The organism is Streptomyces diastatochromogenes (genome assembly GCF_002242805.1).
GTDB classification, from domain to species: Bacteria; Actinomycetota; Actinomycetes; order Streptomycetales; family Streptomycetaceae; genus Streptomyces; species Streptomyces diastatochromogenes.
Genome location: NZ_MCGQ01000015.1, coordinates 21,891 through 45,510 on the forward strand (window position 1 = coordinate 21,891; position 23,620 = coordinate 45,510).

The following is a 23,620-nucleotide window of genomic DNA, read 5'->3' on the forward strand; positions in this document are numbered from 1 at the left end:
CGACTCGCGCGGCGAGAGGTGCGCGGTGTGTGCCCGGGTTGGTCATGTTCGTGCTCGGGCTCTGGGGGCTGGACCGCGGCGGGATGTGGCGGGACGAGGCCGTCACCTTCCAGGTCGCGCGCCGCACGGTGCCGCAGATCTGGCAGTTGCTGCACGGCGTGGACGCGGTGCACGGCCTGTACTACCTCCTCATGCACGCCGTCCTCGGTGTCCACCCCGGCGAAGTCGTCCTCCGGCTGCCCTCCGTGTCCGCGGCGGCGCTGACGGCGGGACTGGTGGCCGCGCTCGGCGCCCGGCTGGTGCGGCCGCGGGTCGGGCTGTGGGCGGGGCTGCTGTACGCGATCACGCCGATGGCCGGGCACTACGCGCAGGAGGGCCGCTCGTACGCCTTGGTCGCGGCCGGGGCCACCGGAGCCACGCTGCTGCTCGTGCGGGCCGTGCAGGGGGGTTCCTCCTGGCGGGCGTACGGCGTCGTCCTCGGCCTCACCTGCTGGCTGCACGAGTTCGCGGTCCTGCTGCTGCTCGCCCACGCGGTGTCGCTGGCGCTGGGGCGGGTGGGGGTGCGGGTGTGGCGGGGCTGGGGGTGTGCGGCGGGGGTCGTGGGGGTTGCGCTGGTGCCGATGGTTCTTGTGTCGCGGGCGCAGTCGGCTCAGGTGGCGTGGTTGCGGGAGCCGACGTGGCAGACGGCGGGGGGTTTGCTGCGGGGGTTTCTCGGGCCGACGGACGGGGTGTACTGGGCGTGTCTGGGGTTGGCCGTGGTGGGGCTGGTGGGGGTGCTGGGGCGGCGGGGGGCGTTGACGTGTGCGGGGGTTGCTCTGCCGTTGGTTGTGGTGCCGCCGGCTGCGTTGATGCTGGTGTCGCAGGTTTCGCCGCTGTACGTCGATCGGTACGTGCTGTATGCCCTGTCGGGGGCGCCGTTGCTGGTGGCTGCGGGGGCCGAGTGGGTGGCCGGGGCCGTCGGTCGCCTGCGGCTCGGTGGTCGTCGTGTGCCCACCCGTTCCGCCCTGCGGAACGACTGCCCACACGACGACGGGAGGTTGGAAAGGCGCCCTTGCTGCGACTGCCCGCACGACGACGGGGCGTCGGCAAGGCGCCCTCAGTTGCTGTCAGCACCCGTCAAAGCGGGCCCCCTCTCCAGCTCCCCCCTCCTCACCCTCACCGGCGTCCTCGCCCTCACCCTCGCCCTCATCCACCAGTTCCCCCTCCTCCGGGACGACCGTGACCCTGCCCGCCGCCCCGATGACCTCGGTGCCGTCTCCCGGGTCGCCGCGCGGGAGGTGCGTGCCGGGGATCCCGTGCTGTTCCTGCCGGTGCAGACGCGGAACGTGGCTCTTGCCTATCCGGGGGCGTTTCGCGGGGCGCGGGATGTGGGGTTGGCGGAGTCGGGGGCCGTGTCGGGGAGCTTGTACGGAAAGGAAGTCGGGGCGGAGAGCCTGCGTCGCCGGGTGGCAGGGCTGGAGCGGGTGTGGGTCGTCGCCGACCGGGATCTGCTCGCCGGACGCTGGAGGCCGGGCAGTCCCGTCGAGCGGGCGAAACTCGCCGTGCTGGCGGAGCGGTTCGTGCCCGGCGAGGAGTCCGTGCAGGGTGATGTGACCGTGCGGCTCTACGTCCGCCGGCCTGCTGTCAGCGGTAGTCGTCCCGGTCTACGTCCGCCGGCCTGCTGTCAGCGGTAGCCGTTCCGCTCTCAAGGGCAGCCACCCTGCTCTCAGCGCCCCCCACCCCGCCCTCAGCGGCAGCCCTCCGCCTCTTCCAGTGCCGCCGCGTCCAGCGTTGAGGTGAGCTGGTCGAGGCGTTCGCGCAGTTCGCCGATCTCCGCCAGTTCGAAGCCCGTCGCCGTCACGATGCGGCGCGGCACCTCCAGGGCCCGCTCGCGGAGCGCCACGCCCTCCTCGGTGAGCCGTACCTGCACCGACCGCTCGTCCTGCACACTGCGCTCGCGCCGGACCAGGCCGGCCCCCTCCAGGCGCTTGACCAGCGGGGACAGCGTGCCCGAGTCCAGGCGCAGATGTTCGCCGAGCTTCTTGACCGGCAGGTCGCCCTGCTCCCACAGCACCAGCATCACCAGGTACTGCGGGTAGGTGAGCCCGAGGTCCTTGAGGATCACGCGGTAGACGCTGTTGAAGGCGCGGGATGCCGCGTGCAGCGAGAAGCAGATCTGGCGGTCCAGGCGGAGCCAGTCCGCTTCGGGGGCAGGGGTCTGGGTGGCGGTCATGCCTCCAGGGTAGCTCTAGCGAGCCATTTAGTTGTGCACAACTTAATTGTGTGCTCTACTTGTGGTCGTGAAGGCGGCAGGACAGGAGCCGCCGGACCGCACATGACTTTGAGAGGGATGGTCTTCATGGACGCGCTCTACACCGCTGTCGCCACCGCCACCCACGGCCGCGACGGTCGTGCCGTCTCCTCCGACGGCAAGATCGACCTCAAGCTGGCCCCGCCGGTGGAGCTGGGCGGCAACGGCGAGGGCACCAACCCCGAGCAGCTCTTCGCCGCCGGCTACGCCGCATGTTTCGGCAGCGCCCTCGGCCTCGTCGGCCGGCAGGCGAAGGTGGACGTCAGCGACGCCGCCGTGACCGCCGAGGTCGGCATCGGCAAGCAGGGCGAGGGCTTCGGCCTGAAGGTGACGCTGCGCGTCGAGCTGCCCGAGACCGTGGACGAGGCGACCGGCCGCAAGCTGGTCGAGACCGCCCACCAGGTCTGCCCCTACTCCAACGCCACCCGTGGCAACATCGAGGTCGACCTCGTCATCGAGTAGGACCCCGGGTTGTACGAAGGAACCGGTGACCTGCCGGCCTCACGTGGAGGCCAGCAGGTCACTTCCTGCGTTCTGCCCCGGGATCCGCACGGCAGCGCCCTCGGGCATCGACTCGCCCAGCAGCAGCGTCCGTACGACCCGCTCGGCGGCCCGGCCGTCGTCGAACTCGCAGAACCGCTCCCGGAAGTCCGCCCGCAGCCGCGCCGCCTCCTCGTCCTGCCACGCCCCGGAGGCGAACAGCCAGGCCAGCTCCCGGTAGGAGCGGGACACATGGCCCGGCGCCTCCGCCGTGATGTCTAGATAAGCGCCCCGGCTCGCGGTGTACGCGGCCCAGTCGTCGGCGTGGACCACGATCGGCCGGTCCAGGTTGGCGTAGTCGAACATCAGGGCCGAGTAGTCGGTGACCAGCACATCGGAGGCGAGCATCACCTCCTCGACCTGCGGCTCGTCCGTCGCGTCGACCACGATCCCGCGCCGGGCCAGCTCGGTCAGGCCCATCCCGCGCGCGGGACCGGTCGCCAGCGTCGGGTGCAGCCGGACCACGAGGGTGCAGCCCTTGCCCAGGTCGGCCGCGAACCGGGCCAGGTCGATCCGGTCCACGTGCCCGCCCCGCCGGTAGTCCCGGCGCGTCGGCGCGTACAGCACCACCCGGTGGTCCTCGGGGATACCGTGCCGCGCCCGGAAGGCGGCGCCGTCCCCGTCGGCCGCGCCGACCAGCACGTCGTTGCGCGGGCTGCCGGTGCGCACCGAGGTGAAGTGGCAGGGGTAGGCACGCTCCCAGACCAGCTCGGAGTGCCGGTTGGCGACCAGGCTGTGGTCCCAGCGGTCGGCCCGGCGCAGCATCTGCGGCACGTCGAAGCCGAGCCGGGCGCCCGGCTTGTCCAGCAGGTCGGCGCCCATGTACTTCAGCGGGGTGCCCTGGTGGGTGTGGATGTGCACGCTGCCGGGCCGTTTGGCCAGTGAGCCGGGCCAGTTGACGTCGTTGACGAAGAACTTGGCCCGCGCGGTGACCTCCAGATAGCGCCGGGAGCCCACCAGCACGTGCTCCACATCGGGCGGCAGCTGCGCGGCGGCCTCCTCGTCACGGACCACCCACACCCCGCGCACCTGCGGGGCGATCTCCCGGGCCTTGCGGTACACGGCGGCCGGATCGCCCAGCACGCCCCGGTGCGAGGACGCCGAGTACACCACCAGGTGCGGGTCCAGCGGTCGGCGCGCGTGCAGCCCCGTCCAGCCGCTGCGGGCCCGTAGCGCGGCCTCCCGGCGCAGCTGCGCCGTCCACCGCCCGGCCTCCTGCCCGGCCCGCGCGGCCTGCCGCTTCAGCCGGTACGCCGGGTAGCCGCCCTCCAGCAGGGCGACCTCACCGTCCACCAGGGCGCCCTCGGGCCGGTGGCGGCGGAACATCTCGGCCGTACGCCGGAAGAACTCGGCCTTGTCCGCGGGCGGCAGCCGGTCCGGCTTGGCGAGGATGTCCAGGCAGTGCTCGCCCATCTTGCGGTGCAGATACGGCCGCCAGCCCGCCAGTTCCTCGTGCTCGGCCACGAAGGCGAAGACCCGCTCGTACTGGTCGTGGATGTCGAAGTGCTTGCGGCTGGTGGTGGACAGGATGTTGCCCTGCCGGCGCTGCCGGTAGTTCAGGCAGATCCGGTCCAGGGCTGCGATCCGGCGGGCGCTGAGCATGACCGGGAAGGTCCAGGGGGTGTCCTCGTAGTACCCGGGCGGGAACTCGAAGCCGTGCTCCTCGACGAAGTCGCGCCGGTAGACCTTGTTCCACACCACCATCAGCAGGTCCAGGATCTCCGGCCGGTCGGTGGCCGTGAAGGTGTCCGCGCCGGCCTCGGCGAGCACCTGCGCGAGCACGTTGCGCCGGGTGCCGCCCCACCAGTAGGTGCGCGCGTAGTCGAAGACCAGCACGTCCGGGTCCTCGGCCTCCGCCAGCCGGTCGGCCACGGCGCGCAGCGCGCCCGGGGTGAGGGTGTCGTCGCTGTCCAGGAAGAACAGGTAGTCGCCGGTGGCGTGCGGCAGACCGGCGTTGCGGGCCCGGCCGAGGCCGGCGTTCTCCGGCAGGTGCAGCACCTTCACGCGTGGGTCGCGCTCGGCGTACTCGTCCAGGATGGCGCCGCAGCCGTCGGGGGAGCAGTCGTCCACGGCGATCAGTTCGAGGTCGTTGAAGGACTGCAGCAGCACCGAGTCCAGGCACTCGCGCAGGAAGCCCTGCACCTTGAAACAGGGGACGATGACACTGAAGCGGGGCACTGCGGGTCAGCTCCTCACGAGGGTCGCGGCGGCGGGGGCGGGGATGCGCTCAGCGAGCGGGATCACCGGCGGGATCGCCTCCGGCGGCTCGCCGAGCAGCACCCGCCGTACGACGCGTTCGGCGGCCAGCCCGTCGTCGAACTGGCAGAACCGCTCGCGGAACGCGGCCCGCCGGGCCTTGGCCTCCGGGCCCGCGTAGGAGCCGTCGCGGAAGACGCGGGCCAGCTCCTCGGCGGTGCGGGCGACCGGTCCCGGCGGCTCGGTCAGCAGGTCGAAGTAGACGCCCCGCGTCTCCTGGTAGACGTCCCAGTCGTCGGCGTACACGACGATCGGCCGGTCCAGGTTGGCGTAGTCGAACATGATCGAGGAGTAGTCGGTGACCAGCGCGTCCGCGGCCAGGCACACGTCCTCGGAGGAGCGGTGGGTGGATACATCAATGACCCGGCTGATCCGGGCGGAACCCTGGGTGCGCCCCCGGTCGTAGAAGTAGTGGGCGCGCAGCAGGACGACCACGTCCTCGCCGGCCGCCGCGCAGAACGCCTCCAGATCCAGCCCGGCCTCGAAGCCGGTGTGGTGGTCGCGGTGGGTCGGCGCGTACAGCACCGCCGTGCTGCCCTCGGGCACGCCCAGTTCGCGCCGGACGCGGGCGACGTCGTCGGCGGTCGCCGTGTAGTAGACGTCGTTGCGCGGATAGCCGTACTCCAGATGCTCGTACGTGCCGGGGAAGGCGCGCTCCCACATCTGGGTGGAGTGGCGGTTGGACGAGAGGTTGAAGTCCCAGCGGTCTACCCGGCCCAGCATTCTGGTGAAGCTGCCGGACTGCGCGGCCACCACCGGGTACGTCGACTGGTCCACGCCCATCGTCTTCAGCGGGGTGCCGTGCTGGGTCTGCAGATGGACACTGCCCCGCCGCTTGACGACGCCCTCGGCGAAGTTGGCGTTGTTCACCAGGTACTTGGCGCGGGCCAGTACCTCCCAGTAGCGGCGGGAGCCGATCACCGCGTGGTCGACGCCCTTCGGCATCGCATGCGCCTGGTCGGCCTCGACCAGGAACACCGAGCGGATGTGCGGGGCGAGTTCGCGTGCCTTGGCGTGGATCGCGGCCGGGTTGCAGGCGTAGCCTCGGCCCCAGTAGGCGCAGTACACGGCCAGGTTCGGGTCGAGGGGGCGGCGCAGGTCGCGGGCGTAGCGCAGCCGGGTGCGCAGCAGCTGCGGGCGCGGTACGGCCTCGGCGGCCGTGGCCGCCGCCTGGTTGGCGCCGCGCAGCGCGCGGAACGCGGTGTACGCGCCGGCCGTCAGCAGCCGGTGCTGCACGCCGAGGCTGCCGCCCGGGGCGCGGTAGCCGGCGGGCCGGTGCTGCCGGTAGAGCCGGCCGGCCCGGCGGAAGAACGCCCGGTGCCCGGCGGGCAGCCGCTGCGGCCGGGACGCCGTCTTCAGGACATACCCGAAGAGCTGCTCGAAGAGGGCGTGGGTCCGCTCGGCGGACAGTCCGCTCTCGGCCGCCCGGGTCAGCACCAGCTCCACCTGGTCCAGCAGGGCGTGCTGGTGCGGTCCGGGCAGGTTGAGCCTGCTGCCCTGCCGGCGCAGCCGGTGCCGTACGACGACCCGGCGCAGCACCGCGATCCGCCCGGCGGCGATGGTGGTCAGCCCGCCCCAGCCCAGATCCGTGAAGTGGCTGTCGGGAAAGGCGAGTCGGTGCTCGGTGAGAAAGGTACGGCGGTAGACCGCGCTCCACGCCGGCAGCTGCACGCCCGTCAGCTCGGGGAACGCGTCCGGAGCGAAGGCCCCCTTCGGCGCCCTGGCCAGCAGCGGGGCCGCCGGGTTGCTCGCCTCGCCCTCCCACCAGGGGGTCCGCTCGTGCTCGACATGGAGCACGTCGACCCCGGCGGTCTCGGTCAGCCGCGCGTCCAGCGCCGCCAGCGCGCCCGGCAGCAGCAGGTCGTCACCGTCGAGGAACAGCACATACGCGCCGGTCGCCGCCCGCACCCCGGCGTTGCGCGCCCCGCTCAGACCGGCGGCCGGCGGCGAGTCGACCGGTGTCACCCGGGAGTCCCGCTCGGCGTAGGCGGCGGCCACCGCGGCGGCCGGGGCGTCGGGGGCGTCGCAGACCGGGATCAGCTGCAGGTCGCCGAAGGACTGGCCGAGGACCGAGTCCAGCGCCTGGGACAGCCGACCAGCGACCCCGTGGGACGGGACGATGATGGTGAAGCGGGGCATTCTGCTCTTTCTGTCGTCTTGCGGAAGCGGCTGGGTCGTCCGGCGGGGCGCCAGGTGGACGGCCGGACCGGAGTGGGCCGCGTCGTGCTGAGGGGCATGGGAACTCCCGTAAGGACCAACGCTGTTCAGCGGCTCTCGGTGACGGGGAGGGAGCCGGAAGGTTGCGGCACGGTGGCGAGCGGGGAGCGGTCCAGCGCCGCGGCGGCCGAGGGCACGGGCTTGCGTTCGGCGAGCGGCACGAACCCCGGCCGCCCGGCCGGCTCGCCCAGCACGACATGCCGTACGACGCGCTCGGCGGCCCGTCCGTCGTCGCACGGGCAGAACCGCTCCCGGAAGGCCGCCCGCAGCTGGGCGGAGCGCGAGCCGCGCCAGTGGCCGGTGGCGAAGATGTCGATCAGCTCGTCCTCGCTGCGGGCGACCGCGCCCGGCGGGAAGGCGCGCAGGTCGAAGTAGGTGCCCCGGGCCGCCGTGTACGCGTCCCAGTCCTCGGTGTGGACGACGATCGGCCGGTCCAGGTTGGCGTAGTCGAACATCAGCGACGAGTAGTCGGTGATCAGCGCGTCCGAGGCGAGGCAGAGGGAGGCGATGTCCGGGTGGTCGCCGACGTCGATGACCCGGGCGGCGCCCTCGGCCAGCGGGCCGGGGTGCCAGTAGTGGGCGCGGGCCAGGATCACGAAGCGCGGGCCCAGCCGGCGCAGGATCCGGTCCAGATCGAGGGCGGGGCGCTGGGTGCGGTGGTAGTCGCGGTGGGTGGGGGCGTACAGCAGCGCGACCGTGCCCTCGGGGATGCCGAGCGACTCGCGGATCCGGGTCACGTCGGCGGACGTCGCCCGCTGGAAGACGTCGTTGCGCGGATAGCCGTACTCCAGCGTGGTGTAGCCGCCGGGGTAGACGCGCTCCCAGGTCAGGGTGGTGTGACGGTTGGCGGACAGCAGGTAGTCCCACTTGTCGACGCCCCGGAGCAGCTCCTCGAAGTCCATGTCACCGGCGGCCGCCGGGCGTTCCTGGAGGTCGAGGCCCATGTGCTTGAGCGGGGTGCCGTGCTGGGTCTGGACGAAGACCTGACCGGGGCGCTTCCTCAGCCGGCGGTCGAAGTTGACGTTGTTGACCAGGTACTTGGAGCGGGCCAGCGCCGTCCAGTAGGCGAAGCTGCCCGGGCGCACCCGGCGCGGGCCCGGCGGGATGGTGTGCTGGTGCTCGGGGCGGGCGATCCAGGCGGTGCGGATGTGCGGGGCATGCGTGCGGAACGCCTCCTCCAGGGCGCCCGGATTGCAGCCGTGGCCACGGTTCCAGTAGGCGGCGAAGACAGCCCGGTCGGAGCGCAGTGGGAGGCGCAGCTGGACGCGGTAGTGCAGCTGGAGGACGGCCGCCCGGAGGGCCCGGGCGAGCTTGACGGTGGCCTTGAGGGTGCGGCGGCGGGCGGACGTCGCCAGCTGGAGAGCGCGATAGGTGCGGTGCAGGCCGAAGCGGACGAGGCTGTGGCGCACCCGGGTGCGGAGCGGCACCGAGGCGCCCCGGGCGTGGTAACGGCGGTAGTGGGCGCGGGCCTTGCGCAGGAACTCGCCCCGGGTGCCGCGCGGGAGCCGGTCCCGCTTGGTGAACACGGTGGAGAAGTGGTCGACCATGCGGCGGAACAACACCGGCCGCCAGCGGGCGAGTTCGGGCCGCCTGTCGATGAACGCGAACACCCGGTCGTACTGGTCGAAGATGTCGAAGTGCTTGCGGCTGGTGGTGCGCAGGATGTTGCCCTGCCGCCGCTGCCGGTAGTGCACGCACACCCGGTCCAGGGTGGCGATCGACTCCGCCGCCATGAGGACCGGGAAGGTCCAGGGCGTGTCCTCGTAGTAGCCGGTCGGAAAGTCGATTCCCTGCTCCGTGACGAACTCCCGCCGGTACGCCTTGTTCCAGGCGACCATCAGCACCCGCAGCAGCCCGGGGCGGTCCTCGAGGCGGAAGGGTGCCGGGCCCTGCTGGGTGAGCTGGGCGGCTACCTTGTTGCGCTCCGCCTCGCCGTCCCAGTAGGTGCGCGCGTAGTCGAAGACCAGGACGTCCGGCTCGCCGGTCTCCTTGATCCGGTCGGCGATCGCGCGCAGCGCGTCCGGGGTGAGCGTGTCGTCGCTGTCCAGGAAGACCAGGTAGTCGCCCGTCGCCAGGGCCATGCCCGCGTTGCGGGCCCGGCCCAGGCCCTGGTTCTCGGCCAGGTGGACGGCCCTCACGCGCGCGTCGCGGGCGGCGTACTCGTCGATGAGGGCACCGCAGGCGTCCGGCGAGCAGTCGTCCACCGCGATCAGTTCGAGATCGGGATACGACTGGGAGAGCACCGAGTCCAGGCACTCCGAGAGGTACGCCTGGACCTTGTACGCGGGGACAATGACACTGAACCTGGGCAAGGGACATCCATGGGTCGGTCGGCGCGGGCGTTCTGCCCGGGAACGGCCAATGGAGTGATTTGGTTACGGTTCGTACGGCATGTGGGGGACACCCCGGTGAACGGGAAAGGGCGGGCCCCGGAAGGCCCGCCCCCGACAAGTGTCCCTTTTGTTGCTACTTGACCGCGCCCGCCATGACCCCGGACACGAACTGCCGCTGGAACGCGAAGAACACGACCAGCGGGATCACCATCGAGATGAACGCTCCCGGCGCCAGCACGTCGATGTTGTTGCCGAACTGCCGTACCTGCGTCTGCAGGGCGACCGTGATCGGCTGCGAACCGGACTTGGTGAACACCAGCGCGACCAGCATGTCGTTCCACACCCACAGGAACTGGAAGATGCCGAGGCTCGCGATCGCGGGCCCGCCGAGCGGCATCACCACCCGGGCGAACAGGCGCAGTTCACCGGCGCCGTCGAGGCGGGCCGCCTCCAGCAGCTCCCTCGGGATCTCCGCGAAGAAGTTCCGCAGCAGGAACACCGCGAACGGCAGCCCGAAGCCCACGTGGAACAGGATCACCCCGAGGATGGTCCCGAACAGGCCGATCTTGCCGAACAGTTCGGCGATCGGGATCAGTGCCACCTGCACCGGCACCACCAGCAGGCTGACCACGCCGAGGAACCACCAGTCCCGGCCCGGGAACTCCATCCACGCGAACGCGTAGCCCGCGAGCGAGCCGATCACCACGACCAGGATCGTCGCCGGGACCGTGATCAGCACGGTGTTCATCAGGGAGTTGGTGATGTCGCTGTTCTCCAGCAGCTTCTGGTAGCTGTCGAAGGTCAGCTGGGACGGCTGGGTGAACACCTTCCACCAGCCGCTCGCGCTCATGTCCTCCGGTGTGCGCAGGGAGGAGATGAGCAGGCCGATGGTCGGCACCAGCCAGAACAGGCCCACCAGGATGAGGAAGACGCGGACCAGGCCGCCGCTGAGCTTCTCGGCGATCCGCGAACCGAGCGACTGCCGTGCCTTCACCGTCATGTCGGCGGGTGCCACCTTTCCGATGCTTCCGGCAGCGGTCGTCATCGCCGCACCTCCCGCCGCAACCTACGGATGTTGAAGAGCATCACCGGGATGACGAGCAGCAGCAGGAACACCGCGATCGCGCTCGCGATGCCCGGCTGGCTCTCCGCGAAGCCCTTGCGGTACAGCTCCAGGGCCAGCACGTTCGCGTCGTCCTGGGAGGAGCCCGGCGCGATGATGTAGACGAGGTCGAACACCTTGAGCACGTTGATCATCAGCGTGACGGTGACGACCGCCAGGACCGGAGCGAGCAGCGGCACGGTGACCCGGCGGAACACCTGCCACTCGTTCGCGCCGTCCACCCGCGCGGCCTCCAGCAGCTCCCGGGGCACGCCCGCGAGCCCGGCCGCGATCAGCACCATCGCGAAGCCCGCCCACATCCACACGTACGACCCGATGATGGCCGGGGTGACCAGCGACGGGCCGAGCCAGTCGACGCCGTTGTACGGCTCCCTGAAGTTGCTCGCGGGAAGCCTCAGCTGGGCCCCGTCGGCCGTCGCGGGCAGCGTGAAGGTGCCGTCGCCGGCCGCCTTGGTGGACGCCACCACCTTGCCGTCCTTCACCGCCTCGATCCGCATCCCGGCGTAGCCCAGCTCGGACGGGTCGGGCACGCCCAGCTTCCCGACGCCCTTGCCGCGCGTGAAGTCCTGCCAGGTGGTGCCGGTGATCCTCCCCGGCTCCGGCTTGGCCGCCACGGCCTTCTTCGCACGGTCGGGCATCTGGTCGGGGGCGACGCCGACCAGCGGGAGCGTGACCGTCTGCCCGGTGTGCACGGTGGCCGTGGTGAGGAAGCCGCCCTGGTCCGGCTTGAGCGGTGACTCGCGGCCCGGGTGTGCCTTCGGGAACGCCGACGACTGGGCGAAGGTGTCGTGCACGCCCACCCACACCGCGTTGGCGACGCCCTTGTCCGGGTCCTGGTCGTACACCAGGCGGAAGATGATCCCGGCCGCCAGCATCGAGATCGCCATCGGCATGAAGACGACCAGCTTGAACGCCGTGCCCCAGCGCACCCGTTCGGTCAGCACCGCGAAGACCAGCCCGAGGGCCGTGGAGACGGTCGGCGCGAACACCACCCAGATGATGTTGTTCTTCAGGGCGGTGCGGATGCCGTCGTCGGTGAACAGCGCCTTGTAGTTGTCGAAGCCGGCGAAGCCGTCGCCCGAGGCGTTGTAGAAGCTGCGGATGATCGAGTACCCGATCGGGTAGACCACGAGCGCGCCCAGCAGCACCAGGGCGGGCAGCAGGAACAGGGCTGCCACCGTCCTGCGGGTGCCGGTCACGCTCCTGCGGCTCTTCGGTGCGGCGGGGCCCGGTGGGGTCCCGGCCGCCGCTGCCGACGCCATCGCCGGATCAGCTCCCGTTCCCGTAGGCCGCCGCCGCGTCCTTCTCCAGCTTCGCCTGGGCGCCCGCCACGTCCTTCGGGTTCTTCAGGAAGTCCTGCAGATCCTTCCACTCGCCCTTGCCCGGGGTGCCGCCGAAGGCCTGCGGGGCCTGGTCGGACATGTCGAAGCGGAAGTCGTCGCCGGACGCGATCAGCGCCTTGGCGATCTTCTGCTGCACCGGGTTCGGGTAGGCCGAGTCCGGCACGTTCTTGTTCGGCGAGAGGTAGCCGCCCAGCTTGGCCTGGATGGTCGCCGCGTCCGGGGAGGCCAGGAAGGTGGCCAGCGCCTGCGCCGCCTTGGAGTCCTTCAGGATGACGGCCGCGTCACCGCCGGAGACCACCGGTGCGGACGAGCCGACGGCCGGGAACGGGAACACCTTCGCGTCCGTGCCCACCTTCGCCTTGGTGTCACCGATGTTGACCTGCACGAAGTCGCCCTCGTAGACCATCGCCGCCTTCGGCTGGTCCCCGCCGGTGAAGGTCTGCGTGACGGAGTTCGGGAACTCGGTCTGCAGGGCACCGTCCGCGCCGCCCGCCACATAGTCCTTCTTGCCCCAGATCTGGGCGAGCGTGGTGAGGGCCTGCTTCACCGAGGGATCGGTCCACTTGATCTTGTGCTGGGCGAGCTGGTCGTACTTCTCGGGCCCGGCCTGGGACAGATAGACGTTCTCGAACCAGTCCGTCAGCGTCCAGCCGTCGGCGCCGCCCACCGAGAACGGCGTGACACCGGAGTCGTACACCGCCTGCGCGGTGGTCAGCAGCTCCTGCCAGGTCTTGGGCTCCTTGGCGCCCGCGTTCTCGAAGGCCTTGGCGTTGTACCAGATCAGCGACTTGTTGGCGGCCTTGTAGTAGACGCCGTACTGCTTGCCGTCGACCTTGCCGATGTCCTGCCAGCCCGGCGAGTAGTTCTTCTGCAGCTCCTTGAGCGCGTCCGCGCCGAGGGGCTTGGCCCACTTCTTGTCCACGGCCTGCTTGATCGCACCCGGCTGCGGCAGCAGGGCCACGTCCGGCGGCTGACCGCCCGCGATCTTCGAACCGAGGAAGTTGATGATCGGGTCCTGGGCGGGCACGAACGTCACCTTCGCGCCCGTGCGCTTCTCGAACTCCGCCAGAACCTTCTTGAAGTTCTTCTGCTCGGTGCCGGTCCAGACGGCGGCGACCTCCAGGCTCGCGCCGTTCAGCCTCGGCAGGGTGAGGCCGGAGCCGCTCGCGGTGGCCCCACCGCTCGTGTCGCCGCTGCCCTTCTTGCCGTCGCCGCTGGAGCAGGCGGTGAGCACGAGGGCTCCCGCGAGCAGTGCGGCGACTGTGGTGACGGCCGTGTTTGTCCGGATGGTGCTGCTGTTGCCACGCATCACTTCCCCGTTCGTCGTTCTCCGTTGAACGTCAGAACACTGTCCCGTGCGCTCCGGTCTACGCCGGGCCGCACAAGGGGGGCAAGAGCGCCTGCGCCGTCCGGCGGTTCATCGTGACCGGCTCGTGATCAGGGGAGTATGCGTACCGATGCCGACTGGTCCCGGTCAGAGGAGCGAGGGCACCTCCGCCGCGGCGACCTCCCGGGCCGCCCGCTCCACCGCGCTCGCCAGCAGGGCCAGGTCGGTGGGGCCGTTGCCCAGTTCGCGCACGGGACGGCGGGTCGGCGGATCGCCCATGCGCTGCCACTCCAGCGGGACGACCGTCGGCCGCTGGGTCGCGGTGCGCGGGATGCGGCCCGTCACCCGGCCGCCCTGGAAGCCGACGGTCCGCCCGTCCGCGAACGTCAGCCTGCCCCGCCCCGGTGCCGGCTCCTCCGGCCCGGCCGCCGGCGCGTCCAGCACGACCCGCAGGGTGGCCTGCCGTGCCGGTTCCGTCTCCGCCGTACGACCGCCCGTCGCGGCCGCGGCCACCAGGTGCACGCCGAGCCGCTCGCCCTCCCTGGCCACCGCCTCCAGGGCCCGCATCACCGACCCGGCGGCGGGCCGGCCCGGCGAGCCGAGCGCGGGGGAGACCAGCGCGTCCAGGTCGTCGACGACCACGACGAGCCGGGGCAGCGGCGGCGCGGCCTCGGTGCGCTGCCGTGCGGCGCCGGGCCGCAGCCGCAGCGTGGAGCTGGGCGGCGCCTCTATGTCCCCGGCCCCGGAAGGCGCCGGGCGCCCGCCCGGGGTGCGCTGCGCGACGATCCGGCCGGACACCTCACGCCCCGCGTGCCACCCGGCGAAGTCCGTCCGCCCCAGCAACTCCGCGCGCCGCTTCAGCTCGGCGCTCAGCGACTGCGCGAACTCCCGCATGCGGACCGGGTCGTTGGCGATGAGGTGGGTCGTCACATGGGGTATGTCCGTGCAGACCCGCAGTCCCTCGCCGCGCCCCGCGCCCGTGCCGACGCCGTCCCGGCCGTCGATCAGCACCATGCCGAGCCGGTCGGGCCGCTCGGCGGCGGCCAGCGAGGCGACCACGGCCCGCAGCAGCTCGGTACGGCCACTGCCGGCCGGCCCCTCGATCAGCAGATGCGGCCCGTCGGCCACCAGGTCGGCGGCGAGCGGGCCGCGCGGCCCGGCGCCGAGCACCGCCCGGGCCCGGCCGCCCAGCGACTCCGTGTCGTCGGCCGCGTCCGCCCAGCGCGCCATCAGCGAGGCGGGCGTGGCCCGGGCCAGGCCCAGCTCGTCCAGCAGCCGCGCCGACTGCGGCAGCGGTACGGCCACGCGCGCGTGCCGCTCGCCGACGGGGCCGTCGGGCCTGAGCGGCGCCAGCGCCCGCGCGAACCGCTCCGCCCAGGCGGCGGAGACGGCGTCGACGGTGCCGACGGCACCCGGGCCGACGGGTCCGGTCGGTGCGACGCGCATCAGGTGCAGCGCGCCGGCGACATCACCGCTGAGCAGGGCCACGGCCCCGCAGTGCCGGAAGGTGGGCGTGACCGCGCAGGCCTCCTCGTACGTCTGCGCCACGGGCGAGGCGGGGGTGGCGGCCGCGGTCTCGGCGAGGCAGACCACATGGATCCCGGCCCGCGGACCGGCCACGGCCAGCCGCGCCAGGGCTTCCTGCAGCGAGGCGCCGCCGGGGTCCCCGTCCACGACGACGACGGTGAACGGGCCCGGGAAGCCACCGAATCCGTCCAGCTCGGTGCCTTCCCGGGCCCAGGAGGGGCGGCGGGCGGGGGTGGCCGTCACCGGTGCCGTCCCCGCTGCTGCGGGCGAGGCCTGTCCGGCGAGGTCGGTGGACGGGTCGCCCACGGTCCGGGGCGCAGGGACGGCGCCTGCCGCCGAGGCCGGCTGGGCCGCGCCTCGGCCCGTCGCCGCGAACTCCTCCACCCGGCGCAGGAGTTCCTCCGTGCGGGCCGCCGCCTGTTCGCGGTCGTAGGCCAGCAGCAGACGGCAGTCCTGGCCGTGGCCCGGGCGGACGTGCGGCAGCCAGCCCAGCCAGGACCACTCGGCCGTCCGCTCCTCCACCGGGCGGCTGCGGTCCGCGCTGATCAGGACGACTTCCAGCAGGTCGGGGGAGTGCAGCACGGCCAGCTGGGCCAGCACCGCGCGGGCCAGCCCGGACAGCCGGGGGCGCGGACCTGCCAGGCCCAGCGCGCCCGCCTCCCGCAGGGCGGCGGTCACCGGTACGGCGGGCAGCACGCCCGAGCCGTCCGGTGCGCTCCGGTCGCCCGTGCCGAGCCGCACGGTCAGTGCCTCGGGGTGTCCCGGCCCCCGCTCCCACAGCCGGGGTCCGGGACCCAGGGCCGTCAGCAGCAGTGCGGCGGGGTCCGGCCAGGTCTCCGGCACCTGCGGGACATCGGCCTCCGGCACACCGCCCGCACCGGTCTCAGCGGCGCCGTACGCCTCCGGCCGGGCCGTCTGCTGTTCCCCGCGCCCACCGGCCAGCCGCCGCGCCCAGGCACCGATCCCGCCCCGGCGGCGGCCGCCCTGCGGGGCGTCGGTGCCCCGGAGGGGAGTGTCCTTGCGGCCGCGGCCGTCTCCCGCGTCGGTGCCGGAAGAGGCACTGTCCGACGCCGGGCCGGGGGCCGTCGTATCGGCGTATGCGGCCCCGCTCAGGCCCCCCGGGCCGCCGACTCCGTACTGCCCCGCGTGTGTGTCCCCACCACGGGACGTCGAACCGGGCATGCCGGGTGCGGCGGCTTCGGCGCCCGGCCCGCCGGCCCCGGAGCGGCCCGCGGCCGTGCTCCCGGTGGCCGAGCCGGGCATCCCGGGTGCCGGGCGTTCGCCGCCCGGTCCGCCCGCCCCGAAGCCACCCCCGTCGGCGGCGGCCTTACCGGAAGCCGAGCCCGGCCCTCCCGCGCCTCCGCCATGCGTCTCGATCCTCGGCGCCCCGGCCTGACCCGGTACCGCCGTCTGTTCGCCGCGCCGGTGCTCCTGAGCCCCCGCGCCTCCGCCCGGGGCACCCCAGCTCGCCGTGCCGTACGCGTGATGGGTCGGTCCTGAAGGACCGGCGGCAGCCGGGCCCGAGACGGGCTCCACGCGCGCGTGCCCGGCAGTGCCCGCAGTCCCCGGACCACCGCCCTCGCCCGCCGCCCCCAGCGCGAACCGCACGCACCCTTCCCCGTCAGGCACCGTCCGTACCCGCGCCCCGGGGCCCGCGGACGGGGTGACCCGCAGGGCGGACTCGCCGATCCTCAGCAGGGCCCCCGGAGGGAACCGCACCGGGCGGTCGCTCACGCGGGTGCCGTCCAGGGCCGTGCCGTTGGTGGAGCCGAGGTCGGCCACCGAGACGCGGCCGTCGGCGGCGACCGTGACCGCGCAGTGCAGCCGGGACACGTCCGGGTCGTCCAGCGGGACGTCGGCGTCGGCGGAGCGGCCGACCGTGATCCGGCCGCCGTGCAGGAGATGGACCCCGCCCGCGTCCGGGCCCGCGACCACGTGCAACTGGGTCGGCGCGTCGTCCAGCTCGGGATGCGGCTCGGGGGCCGCCGGGGCGCCCAGGGACAGCACGGCGCCGTCGACCAGGGGCGGCTCGCCGAGGGTGCAGCGGCGCGGGTCCAGCCGCTCCGCGCCCGCGTACAGGACCACCGAGGCGCTGCCCGTGTCCCGGCCCGTGCCGCCGTCTCCGGTGACCACCGTGGCCAGGGCCGACGCCACCGCGGCCAGGTCCGTGCCCGCGGGCGCCGTCACCAGCACGTCGCGGCTCGCGGCGCGGCCCCGCTGCGGGGACGGGCCCAGCGGGTCTACGACGGTCAGCCGGATCTGCATCGGCGCAGGGGTCCCTTCTGCCCGGGCGCGGACATCCCCCACCCCCGCACGAGCACGTCGGCCAGTACTGCACGCATCCTCGCACCTGTCACTGACAACGCGCCCGCGGCCCGGTGCCAAGTGATCTTGATTGGTCAGCTCTGCCCCCAAAAGTGCCTGACCGGTAATGCATGGGTGATCAGTTGAGATCGGTCACGTCCGACACTGGGCAACCAGGAGACCGAGGCGAGCGTCTTTCCTTCGAACATCGACGGGAACGCTTACGTAGTGCCCAGGGGGGCGGCACTACAGTGGGCCGGAACAGAAACCGGAACACAGGCGAACAGACAGCAGGGAGCGCGGAACGTGCGGCCAGTCGGCAGCAAGTACCTGCTCGAGGAGCCGCTCGGACGCGGCGCCACGGGCACCGTCTGGCGTGCCCGCCAGCGCGAGACCGCGGGTGCCGAGGCGGCCGTGGCAGGCCAGCCCGGCGAGACGGTCGCGATCAAGGTCCTCAAGGAGGAGCTGGCGAGCGATCCGGACATCGTGATGCGGTTCCTGCGCGAACGCTCCGTCCTGCTCCGGCTCACCCACCCCAACATCGTCCGGGTCCGCGACCTGGTCGTCGAGGGCGATCTGCTGGCCCTGGTCATGGACCTCGTCGACGGCCCCGACCTGCACCGCTACCTGCGCGAGAACGGCCCCCTCACGCCGGTCGCCGCCGCGCTGATGACCGCGCAGATCGCCGACGCCCTCGCCGCGAGCCACACCGACGGCGTCGTCCACCGCGACCTGAAGCCCGCCAACGTGCTGCTCCAGCAGTACGACGGCCAGATGCACCCGATGCTGACCGACTTCGGCATCGCCCGTCTGGCCGACTCCCCGGGCCTGACCCGTACCCACGAGTTCGTCGGCACGCCCGCGTACATCGCGCCGGAGTCCGCCGAGGGCCGCCCGCAGACCTCCGCCGTCGACATCTACGGCGCCGGCATCCTGCTGTACGAACTGGTCACCGGCCGCCCGCCGTTCTCCGGTGCCACCGCCCTGGAGGTGCTCCACCAGCACCTGAGCGCCGAGCCGCGCCGCCCCTCCACCGTCCCGGACCCGCTGTGGACGGTGATAGAGCGCTGTCTGCGCAAGAACCCCGAGCAGCGTCCCAGCGCCGAGAACCTCGCGCGCGGGCTGCGAGTCGTGGCCGAAGGCGTCGGTGTGCACGCGAACGCCGCTCAGATCGCCGCCGCCGAGGGCGTCGCCGCCCTGCTGGCCCCCGACCCGGCCCCGGCCGCCGTCCCGGGCGTACCCGGCGCCGCCGACCCCACCCAGGTGCTGCCGACAAACGCACCGCAGGGGGCGTACGGCCAGCACGATCCCAATGCGGCGACCAGCTTCCTGCCGCACACGGGTGGCCCCGTCGGCGCGGCCGACCCCACCGCCGTGCTGCCGAACACCGGTGCGGCCGACCCGACGGCTGTCATGCCGTCGATGCCCCCGGGCCAGCCGGGCCAGCAGCCCGAGCAGCCGCACCCCTGGCAGACCCAGCTGCGCGCCGCCCGGGACCGCAACGAGCAGACGCAGGTCCAGTACCTCGACCCCGACGAGGACCCGCTGCGCCGCCGCCCCCAGCGGCAGGCCGCCCGGCCGCAGCAGCAGCCGCGCCAGGCCCCGCAGGCGCGCCCGCAGCAGCCGCAGCCGCGCGGCCGGCAGCAGCAGCCGCACGCCGGGTACGGCTATCCGCAGCAGCAGCCCCAGCAGTACGCCCCGCCGCAGCAGCCCCAGCAGCGGTACGCGCCCCCGGCCCCGGAGCCGCAGCGGCCCGCGCGCGAGCCCCGGCCGGCGCGGCAGCGCAGCGCCAACCCGATGAAGATCCCCGGACTCGGCTGCCTGAAGGGCTGCCTGTTCACGATCGTCATCCTGGTCGTCGCCAGCTGGCTGATCTGGGAACTGACCCCGCTGCACACCTGGGTCGGCCAGGGCAGGGGCTACTGGCACGAGGTGCGCCACTTCGCCGGGCAGGTGGGCCACTGGGTCAAGGAGCTGGGCTCGTCCTCCGGCAGCGGCAACTGATCGCTGGTTTGGGGACTTGTCGACATCTGGCGGGTGATTTCCGTCTCCGCGGTGAAGGTTGGCTCGTTCGACGCGTAGTTTTAGCGACAACACGCGTCAGTAGGAGCAGTCTTGGCACGGAAGATCGGCAGCCGGTACACCGCCAACCAGATCCTGGGACGGGGCAGCGCCGGCACGGTGTGGCTGGGCGAGGGGCCCGAGGGTCCCGTCGCCATCAAGCTGCTGCGTGAGGACCTCGCGTCCGACCAGGAGCTGGTCTCGCGCTTCGTCCAGGAGCGCACCGCACTGCTCGGCCTGGAGCACCCGCACATCGTCACCGTGCGCGACCTCGTGGTCGACGGCAACGACCTGGCGCTCGTCATGGACCTGGTGCGCGGCACCGATCTGCGCACCCGCCTGGAGCGGGAGCGGCGGCTCGCCCCCGAGGCGGCCGTGGCGATCGTCGCGGACATCGCCGACGGGCTCGCGGCGGCCCACGCGTCCGGGGTCGTGCACCGGGACGTCAAGCCCGAGAACGTCCTGCTGGACATGCAGGGTCCGCTCGGCCCGGGCGGCGCGCACCCCGCCCTGCTGACCGACTTCGGTGTGGCGAAGCTGATCGACTCACCGAAGCGGACCCGGGCCACGAAGATCATCGGCACACCGGACTACCTGGCCCCGGAGATCGTCGAGGGCCTGCCGCCGCGCGCCTCGGTCGACATCTACGCCCTGGCGACGGTGCTCTACGAACTGCTGGCCGGCTTCACCCCCTTCGGAGGCGGGCACCCGGGGGCGGTGCTGCGCCGCCACGTGACGGAGACGGTCGTACCGCTGCCGGGGATCCCCGACGAGCTGTGGCAGCTGATCGTGCAGTGCCTCGCGAAGGCGCCGGCGTCGCGGCTGCGGGCCTCCGAGCTGGCGTCGCGGCTGCGGGAGCAGCTGCCGATGCTGGCCGGGATGCCGCCGCTGGACGTGGACGAGCCGGACGGCCTCTCCGAGGAGGAGGCGGAGGAAGCTCCTGCGGCACCGGCCGGCTCCGGTGAGCCCGTACGGCGGCGGGGAGCGGTCTCCCTCGTCCCCGGAGCCAAGCCGGACTCCAACCGGGACACGCATACGTCGATGAGGGTGCCGGGCGCTGATGAGCTGGCCGGGGGTGCCCACGGGACGGCGCGGGCGCCTCGCGCGCCCGGGGTGCCGAGGCCGGGGTCGGCACGGCACCGGGCGGCACTGCGGCGGCGCCGGATCACGCTGGGCGTGGCCGGGGTGACCGTGGCGGCTGTCGTGGGCGTCGGCGCATGGCTGGCGTCCGGCTCCGGCGACGACGACCAGCCGACCCGGCCCGCCCACAGCACGTCGGCCCCCTGAGCGCCCAGGGGGCTCCGCTCCCTGGCCCCCGCTCGCACGGAGGATCCCCATCCCGACTTGGTAGATCGAGAAGCGGTCCTCCCCACGCACCCTGCCCTGGCCGCTCGGCGGAGCCGTTACGCTGGAGGCGTGGCAGTCGTCGATGTTTCCGAAGAGCTGAAGTCCCTCTCCTCGACCATGGAGTCGATCGAGGCCGTCCTGGACCTCGACAAGCTGAGGGCAGACGTCGCCGTGCTCGAGGAGCAGGCGGCCGCGCCGTCCCTGTGGGACAACCCGGACGAGGCGCAGAAGATCACCAGCAAGCTCTCCCACCTCCAGGCCGAGGTCAGGAAGGCGGAGGCGCTGCGCGGCCGGATCGACGATCTCGCCGTCCTCTTCGAGATGGCCGAGGAGGAGGACGACCCGGACACCCGCGCCGAGGCCGAGTCCGAGCTGGCCGCGGTGAAGAAGTCGCTGGACGAGATGGAGGTCCGCACCCTTCTGTCCGGCGAGTACGACTCCCGTGAGGCGCTCGTCAACATCCGCGCCGAGGCCGGTGGCGTCGACGCCGCCGACTTCGCCGAGAAGCTGCAGCGCATGTACCTGCGCTGGGCTGAGCAGCGCGGCTACAAGACCGAGCTGATCGAGACGTCGTACGCGGAAGAGGCCGGCATCAAGTCGACCACCTTCTCCGTGCAGGCGCCGTACGCCTACGGCACCCTCTCCGTGGAGCAGGGCACCCACCGGCTCGTCCGGATCTCGCCCTACGACAACCAGGGGCGGCGCCAGACCTCCTTCGCCGGTGTCGAGGTGCTCCCCGTCGTCGAGCAGACCGACCACATCGAGATCGACGAGTCCGAGCTGCGCGTCGACGTGTACCGGTCCTCCGGTCCCGGCGGCCAGGGCGTGAACACCACCGACTCCGCGGTGCGCCTCACCCACCTCCCCACCGGCATCGTGGTCTCCTGCCAGAACGAGCGGTCGCAGATCCAGAACAAGGCCACCGCGATGAACGTCCTCCAGGCCAAGCTGCTGGAGCGGCGCCGCCAGGAGGAGCAGGCCAAGATGGACGCCCTCAAGGGCGACGGCGGCAACTCCTGGGGCAACCAGATGCGTTCGTACGTCCTGCACCCGTACCAGATGGTCAAGGACCTGCGGACCGAGTTCGAAGTGGGCAACCCGGAGGCCGTGTTCAACGGCGAGATCGACGGATTCCTGGAGGCCGGCATTCGCTGGCGCAAGCAGCAGGAGAAGTAACTTTGTCGACATGACAACTGCCGCCCCCGAGGCGGCAGTTGTCTTTTGTCTGGGTTTTACATCACACTCACAGGCTCCAAGTACCCGCAAACGCCACCCCAGCGGACATTGCGCGCGCAACGGCCTTGACGTTGCTTTGAAAAATGGGAAGGGTGAAGCGTGGCATGCGTATCTCTGGGGCGCATGTGAACCGGGGGAATTGACGCGAATCTCGTCACAGCTACCTCCGTCGATCACGGCAAGCCCCGCACGCCGCCTCATTGACGAACAGCTACTGGGGGTAGCAACCATATGACGAAGAAGACGCGGATCCGGGTCGCGCGGATAGCCGCCGGCGCCGTGATCGCGGCCGGTGCCTCGCTGACCGCCGCAGGTGCCGCATCGGCTCTGGACCTCGGTGTCCAGGCCGGTCCGATCACCCTGGGCGTGAGCGCGGACGGCAACGACGACGGCGGGACCAGCGGTGGCTGCGACCCCATCGGTGTCTGCGACACCACGGGCGGCAGCTCGACCGGCGGCGACTCCACCGGCGGCACCACCACGGGTGGCGACGACTCCACGGGCGGCACCACCACGGGCGGTGACGACTCCACCGGCGGTACCGCCAGCATCGGCGGTGTCATCGGCGGTGGCGACTCCACCGGTGGCACCACCACCGGCGGTGACGACTCCACGGGCGGCACGACCACGGGCGGTGACGACTCCACCGGCGGTTCCACCACCGGCGGCGACTCCACCGGTGGCACCACCACCGGCGGCGACGACTCCACCGGCGGCAGCAGCACGTCCGGCGGCAGCACCTCCGGTGGCGACACCGGCGGCAACGGCAACTCCGGTGGCAACGGCAACTCGGGTGGCAACGGCAACTCGGGTGGCAACGGCAACTCGGGTGGCAACGGTTCCTCCGGCGGCAGCAGCACCGGTGGTGGCAGCAGCACCGGTGGCAACGGCAGCACCGGCGGCAACGGCAACACCACCCCCGACGGTGGCAACAACAACGCGTCCCAGGAGGAGGGCTCCTCGGCCCTCACCGACACGGGCTCGGACACCTCGGCCCAGGGCGGCGACAAGCAGCTCGCCGAGACCGGTGCCGGGCAGACCGCGTTCCTGATCGTCGGCGCCGCGACCATGATCGCCGGCGGTGTCGGCTTCCGCATCCTGCCGCGTCTGGTGAACGGCCGGGGCGGCGCGGCCGCCTGACCGTAGCCTCACGGTCACGCACGGTACGCAGTACGCAAGCGGAAGGGCCCGGAGCATGGCGCTCCGGGCCCTTCCGGCGTTCCTACGGTCTTCTTACGCGGTCTGGTGCGCCAGCAGCGCCACCGCGGCGATCAGCACCGCGAGCAGCGCGATCAGCGCCATCGGGTTCAGCCCCGCGAAGAAGCCCTCCTGCTGCTGCAGTCGCTCGCGGTTGGCACGGCACACCGGGCACCGGCCCTCACTCACAGGCGACGCGCAGTTCGCGCACACCAACCGGTCGTACGTCATGCGCTCGCCCTCCTTGCACCGGCCATCACACATACAACGCACACGGGAACGAGAACGTTCCCCTTCCACTCTGCCAGGTTCCCGCGGAGCTTGCGCGGGGCGGCCACAGAGGGGTGGTTTACGTCATATCGCGGCTGCGGGTCGGTCGTGGTTGCTCGCGCAGTTCCCCGCGCCCCTGAGTGGGGAAGCCCGGCCGCCGTTGGAAAGTCCCGTACAAAAAGGCACAAGTCTCGCTCAACCGCAACCGGGCCCTGCGCTTGTGCACTCGGTTCGCGTATGGTCACGCTC

The 23,620-nt window shown here is 72.4% G+C and carries 15 protein-coding genes; 6 read left to right on the forward strand and 9 right to left on the reverse strand.

Going from position 1 to position 23,620, the window contains the following annotated elements; genetic code table 11:
* The first annotated feature begins 44 nt into the window (after positions 1-44).
* A complete protein-coding gene (locus BEK98_RS18725; protein WP_094217854.1) occupies positions 45-1,673 on the forward strand; it encodes a glycosyltransferase family 39 protein in 1,629 nt (542 codons plus the stop codon).
* 53 nt (positions 1,674-1,726) lie between these two features.
* Here BEK98_RS18725 and BEK98_RS18730 read toward each other — a convergent pair whose 3' ends face one another.
* A complete protein-coding gene (locus BEK98_RS18730; RefSeq protein WP_094217724.1) occupies positions 1,727-2,212 on the reverse strand; it encodes a MarR family winged helix-turn-helix transcriptional regulator in 486 nt (161 codons plus the stop codon).
* A 126-nt stretch (positions 2,213-2,338) separates the two neighbouring features.
* On the opposite strand from BEK98_RS18730, the gene BEK98_RS18735 reads away from it, so the two are divergent.
* Positions 2,339-2,752, forward strand: a complete 414-nt coding sequence (locus BEK98_RS18735) for an organic hydroperoxide resistance protein (protein WP_094217855.1) — start codon at positions 2,339-2,341, stop codon at positions 2,750-2,752.
* A 39-nt stretch (positions 2,753-2,791) separates the two neighbouring features.
* Here BEK98_RS18735 and BEK98_RS18740 read toward each other — a convergent pair whose 3' ends face one another.
* The 7 genes from BEK98_RS18740 to BEK98_RS18770 form a co-directional block, all read right to left on the reverse strand.
* Positions 2,792-5,008 (reverse strand): bifunctional glycosyltransferase/CDP-glycerol:glycerophosphate glycerophosphotransferase, encoded by a 2,217-nt coding sequence (locus BEK98_RS18740; protein WP_094217725.1) that lies wholly within the window; start codon positions 5,006-5,008, stop codon positions 2,792-2,794.
* A 6-nt stretch (positions 5,009-5,014) separates the two neighbouring features.
* Positions 5,015-7,225, reverse strand: a complete 2,211-nt coding sequence (locus tag BEK98_RS18745; protein WP_094217726.1) for a CDP-glycerol glycerophosphotransferase family protein — start codon at positions 7,223-7,225, stop codon at positions 5,015-5,017.
* 125 nt (positions 7,226-7,350) lie between these two features.
* Entirely contained in the window at positions 7,351-9,615 is a 2,265-nt protein-coding gene (locus BEK98_RS18750; protein ID WP_094217727.1) for a bifunctional glycosyltransferase/CDP-glycerol:glycerophosphate glycerophosphotransferase, read from the reverse strand.
* Positions 9,616-9,769: 154 nt separating this feature from the next.
* Positions 9,770-10,681 carry a carbohydrate ABC transporter permease gene (locus BEK98_RS18755; RefSeq protein WP_094217728.1) on the reverse strand — a complete coding sequence of 304 codons (912 nt, stop codon included), beginning with the start codon at positions 10,679-10,681 and terminating at the stop codon, positions 9,770-9,772.
* Positions 10,678-12,021, reverse strand: coding sequence for a carbohydrate ABC transporter permease (locus tag BEK98_RS18760; RefSeq protein ID WP_094217729.1), 1,344 nt, complete (start codon positions 12,019-12,021; stop codon positions 10,678-10,680). Before BEK98_RS18760 ends, BEK98_RS18755 begins: the two co-directional genes overlap by 4 nt.
* Before the next feature lie 7 nt (positions 12,022-12,028).
* Positions 12,029-13,411, reverse strand: a complete 1,383-nt coding sequence (locus BEK98_RS18765; RefSeq protein ID WP_094217730.1) for an ABC transporter substrate-binding protein — start codon at positions 13,409-13,411, stop codon at positions 12,029-12,031.
* Between the two features lie 165 nt (positions 13,412-13,576).
* On the reverse strand, positions 13,577-17,221 hold the full coding sequence (locus BEK98_RS18770) for an FHA domain-containing protein (RefSeq protein ID WP_094217731.1): 3,645 nt from the start codon (positions 17,219-17,221) through the stop codon (positions 13,577-13,579).
* 345 nt (positions 17,222-17,566) lie between these two features.
* Here BEK98_RS18770 and BEK98_RS18775 point away from each other — a divergent pair, with 345 nt between their 5' ends.
* From BEK98_RS18775 to BEK98_RS18790, 4 genes are all read left to right on the forward strand, one after another.
* Entirely contained in the window at positions 17,567-19,264 is a 1,698-nt protein-coding gene (locus tag BEK98_RS18775; protein WP_094217732.1) for a serine/threonine-protein kinase, read from the forward strand.
* A gap of 111 nt (positions 19,265-19,375) precedes the next feature.
* Entirely contained in the window at positions 19,376-20,608 is a 1,233-nt protein-coding gene (locus BEK98_RS18780) for a serine/threonine-protein kinase (RefSeq protein ID WP_094217733.1), read from the forward strand.
* A gap of 129 nt (positions 20,609-20,737) precedes the next feature.
* The gene (gene prfB / locus BEK98_RS18785; protein ID WP_094217734.1) at positions 20,738-21,844 is read left to right on the forward strand and encodes a peptide chain release factor 2; all 1,107 of its coding nucleotides are present in this window, start codon (positions 20,738-20,740) and stop codon (positions 21,842-21,844) included.
* A gap of 291 nt (positions 21,845-22,135) precedes the next feature.
* Positions 22,136-23,044 carry a hypothetical protein gene (locus BEK98_RS18790; RefSeq protein ID WP_094217735.1) on the forward strand — a complete coding sequence of 303 codons (909 nt, stop codon included), beginning with the start codon at positions 22,136-22,138 and terminating at the stop codon, positions 23,042-23,044.
* A 93-nt stretch (positions 23,045-23,137) separates the two neighbouring features.
* On the opposite strand, the gene BEK98_RS18795 is transcribed toward BEK98_RS18790, so the two are convergent.
* Positions 23,138-23,332, reverse strand: a complete 195-nt coding sequence (locus BEK98_RS18795) for a hypothetical protein (RefSeq protein WP_094217736.1) — start codon at positions 23,330-23,332, stop codon at positions 23,138-23,140.
* Positions 23,333-23,620 lie beyond the last annotated feature (288 nt).

Bases quoted from the DNA above. Each gene is read 5' to 3' on its own strand.
- BEK98_RS18725 (WP_094217854.1), top strand. From the start codon at position 45: ATGTTCGTGCTCGGGCTCTGGGGGCTGGACCGCGGCGGGATGTGGCGG.
- BEK98_RS18730 (WP_094217724.1), bottom strand. From the start codon at position 2,212: ATGACCGCCACCCAGACCCCTGCCCCCGAAGCGGACTGGCTCCGCCTG.
- BEK98_RS18735 (WP_094217855.1), top strand. From the start codon at position 2,339: ATGGACGCGCTCTACACCGCTGTCGCCACCGCCACCCACGGCCGCGAC.
- BEK98_RS18745 (WP_094217726.1), bottom strand. From the start codon at position 7,225: ATGCCCCGCTTCACCATCATCGTCCCGTCCCACGGGGTCGCTGGTCGG.
- BEK98_RS18755 (WP_094217728.1), bottom strand. From the start codon at position 10,681: ATGACGACCGCTGCCGGAAGCATCGGAAAGGTGGCACCCGCCGACATG.
- BEK98_RS18760 (WP_094217729.1), bottom strand. From the start codon at position 12,021: ATGGCGTCGGCAGCGGCGGCCGGGACCCCACCGGGCCCCGCCGCACCG.
- BEK98_RS18765 (WP_094217730.1), bottom strand. From the start codon at position 13,411: ATGCGTGGCAACAGCAGCACCATCCGGACAAACACGGCCGTCACCACA.
- BEK98_RS18770 (WP_094217731.1), bottom strand. From the start codon at position 17,221: ATGCAGATCCGGCTGACCGTCGTAGACCCGCTGGGCCCGTCCCCGCAG.
- BEK98_RS18790 (WP_094217735.1), top strand. From the start codon at position 22,136: ATGACGAAGAAGACGCGGATCCGGGTCGCGCGGATAGCCGCCGGCGCC.
- BEK98_RS18795 (WP_094217736.1), bottom strand. From the start codon at position 23,332: ATGACGTACGACCGGTTGGTGTGCGCGAACTGCGCGTCGCCTGTGAGT.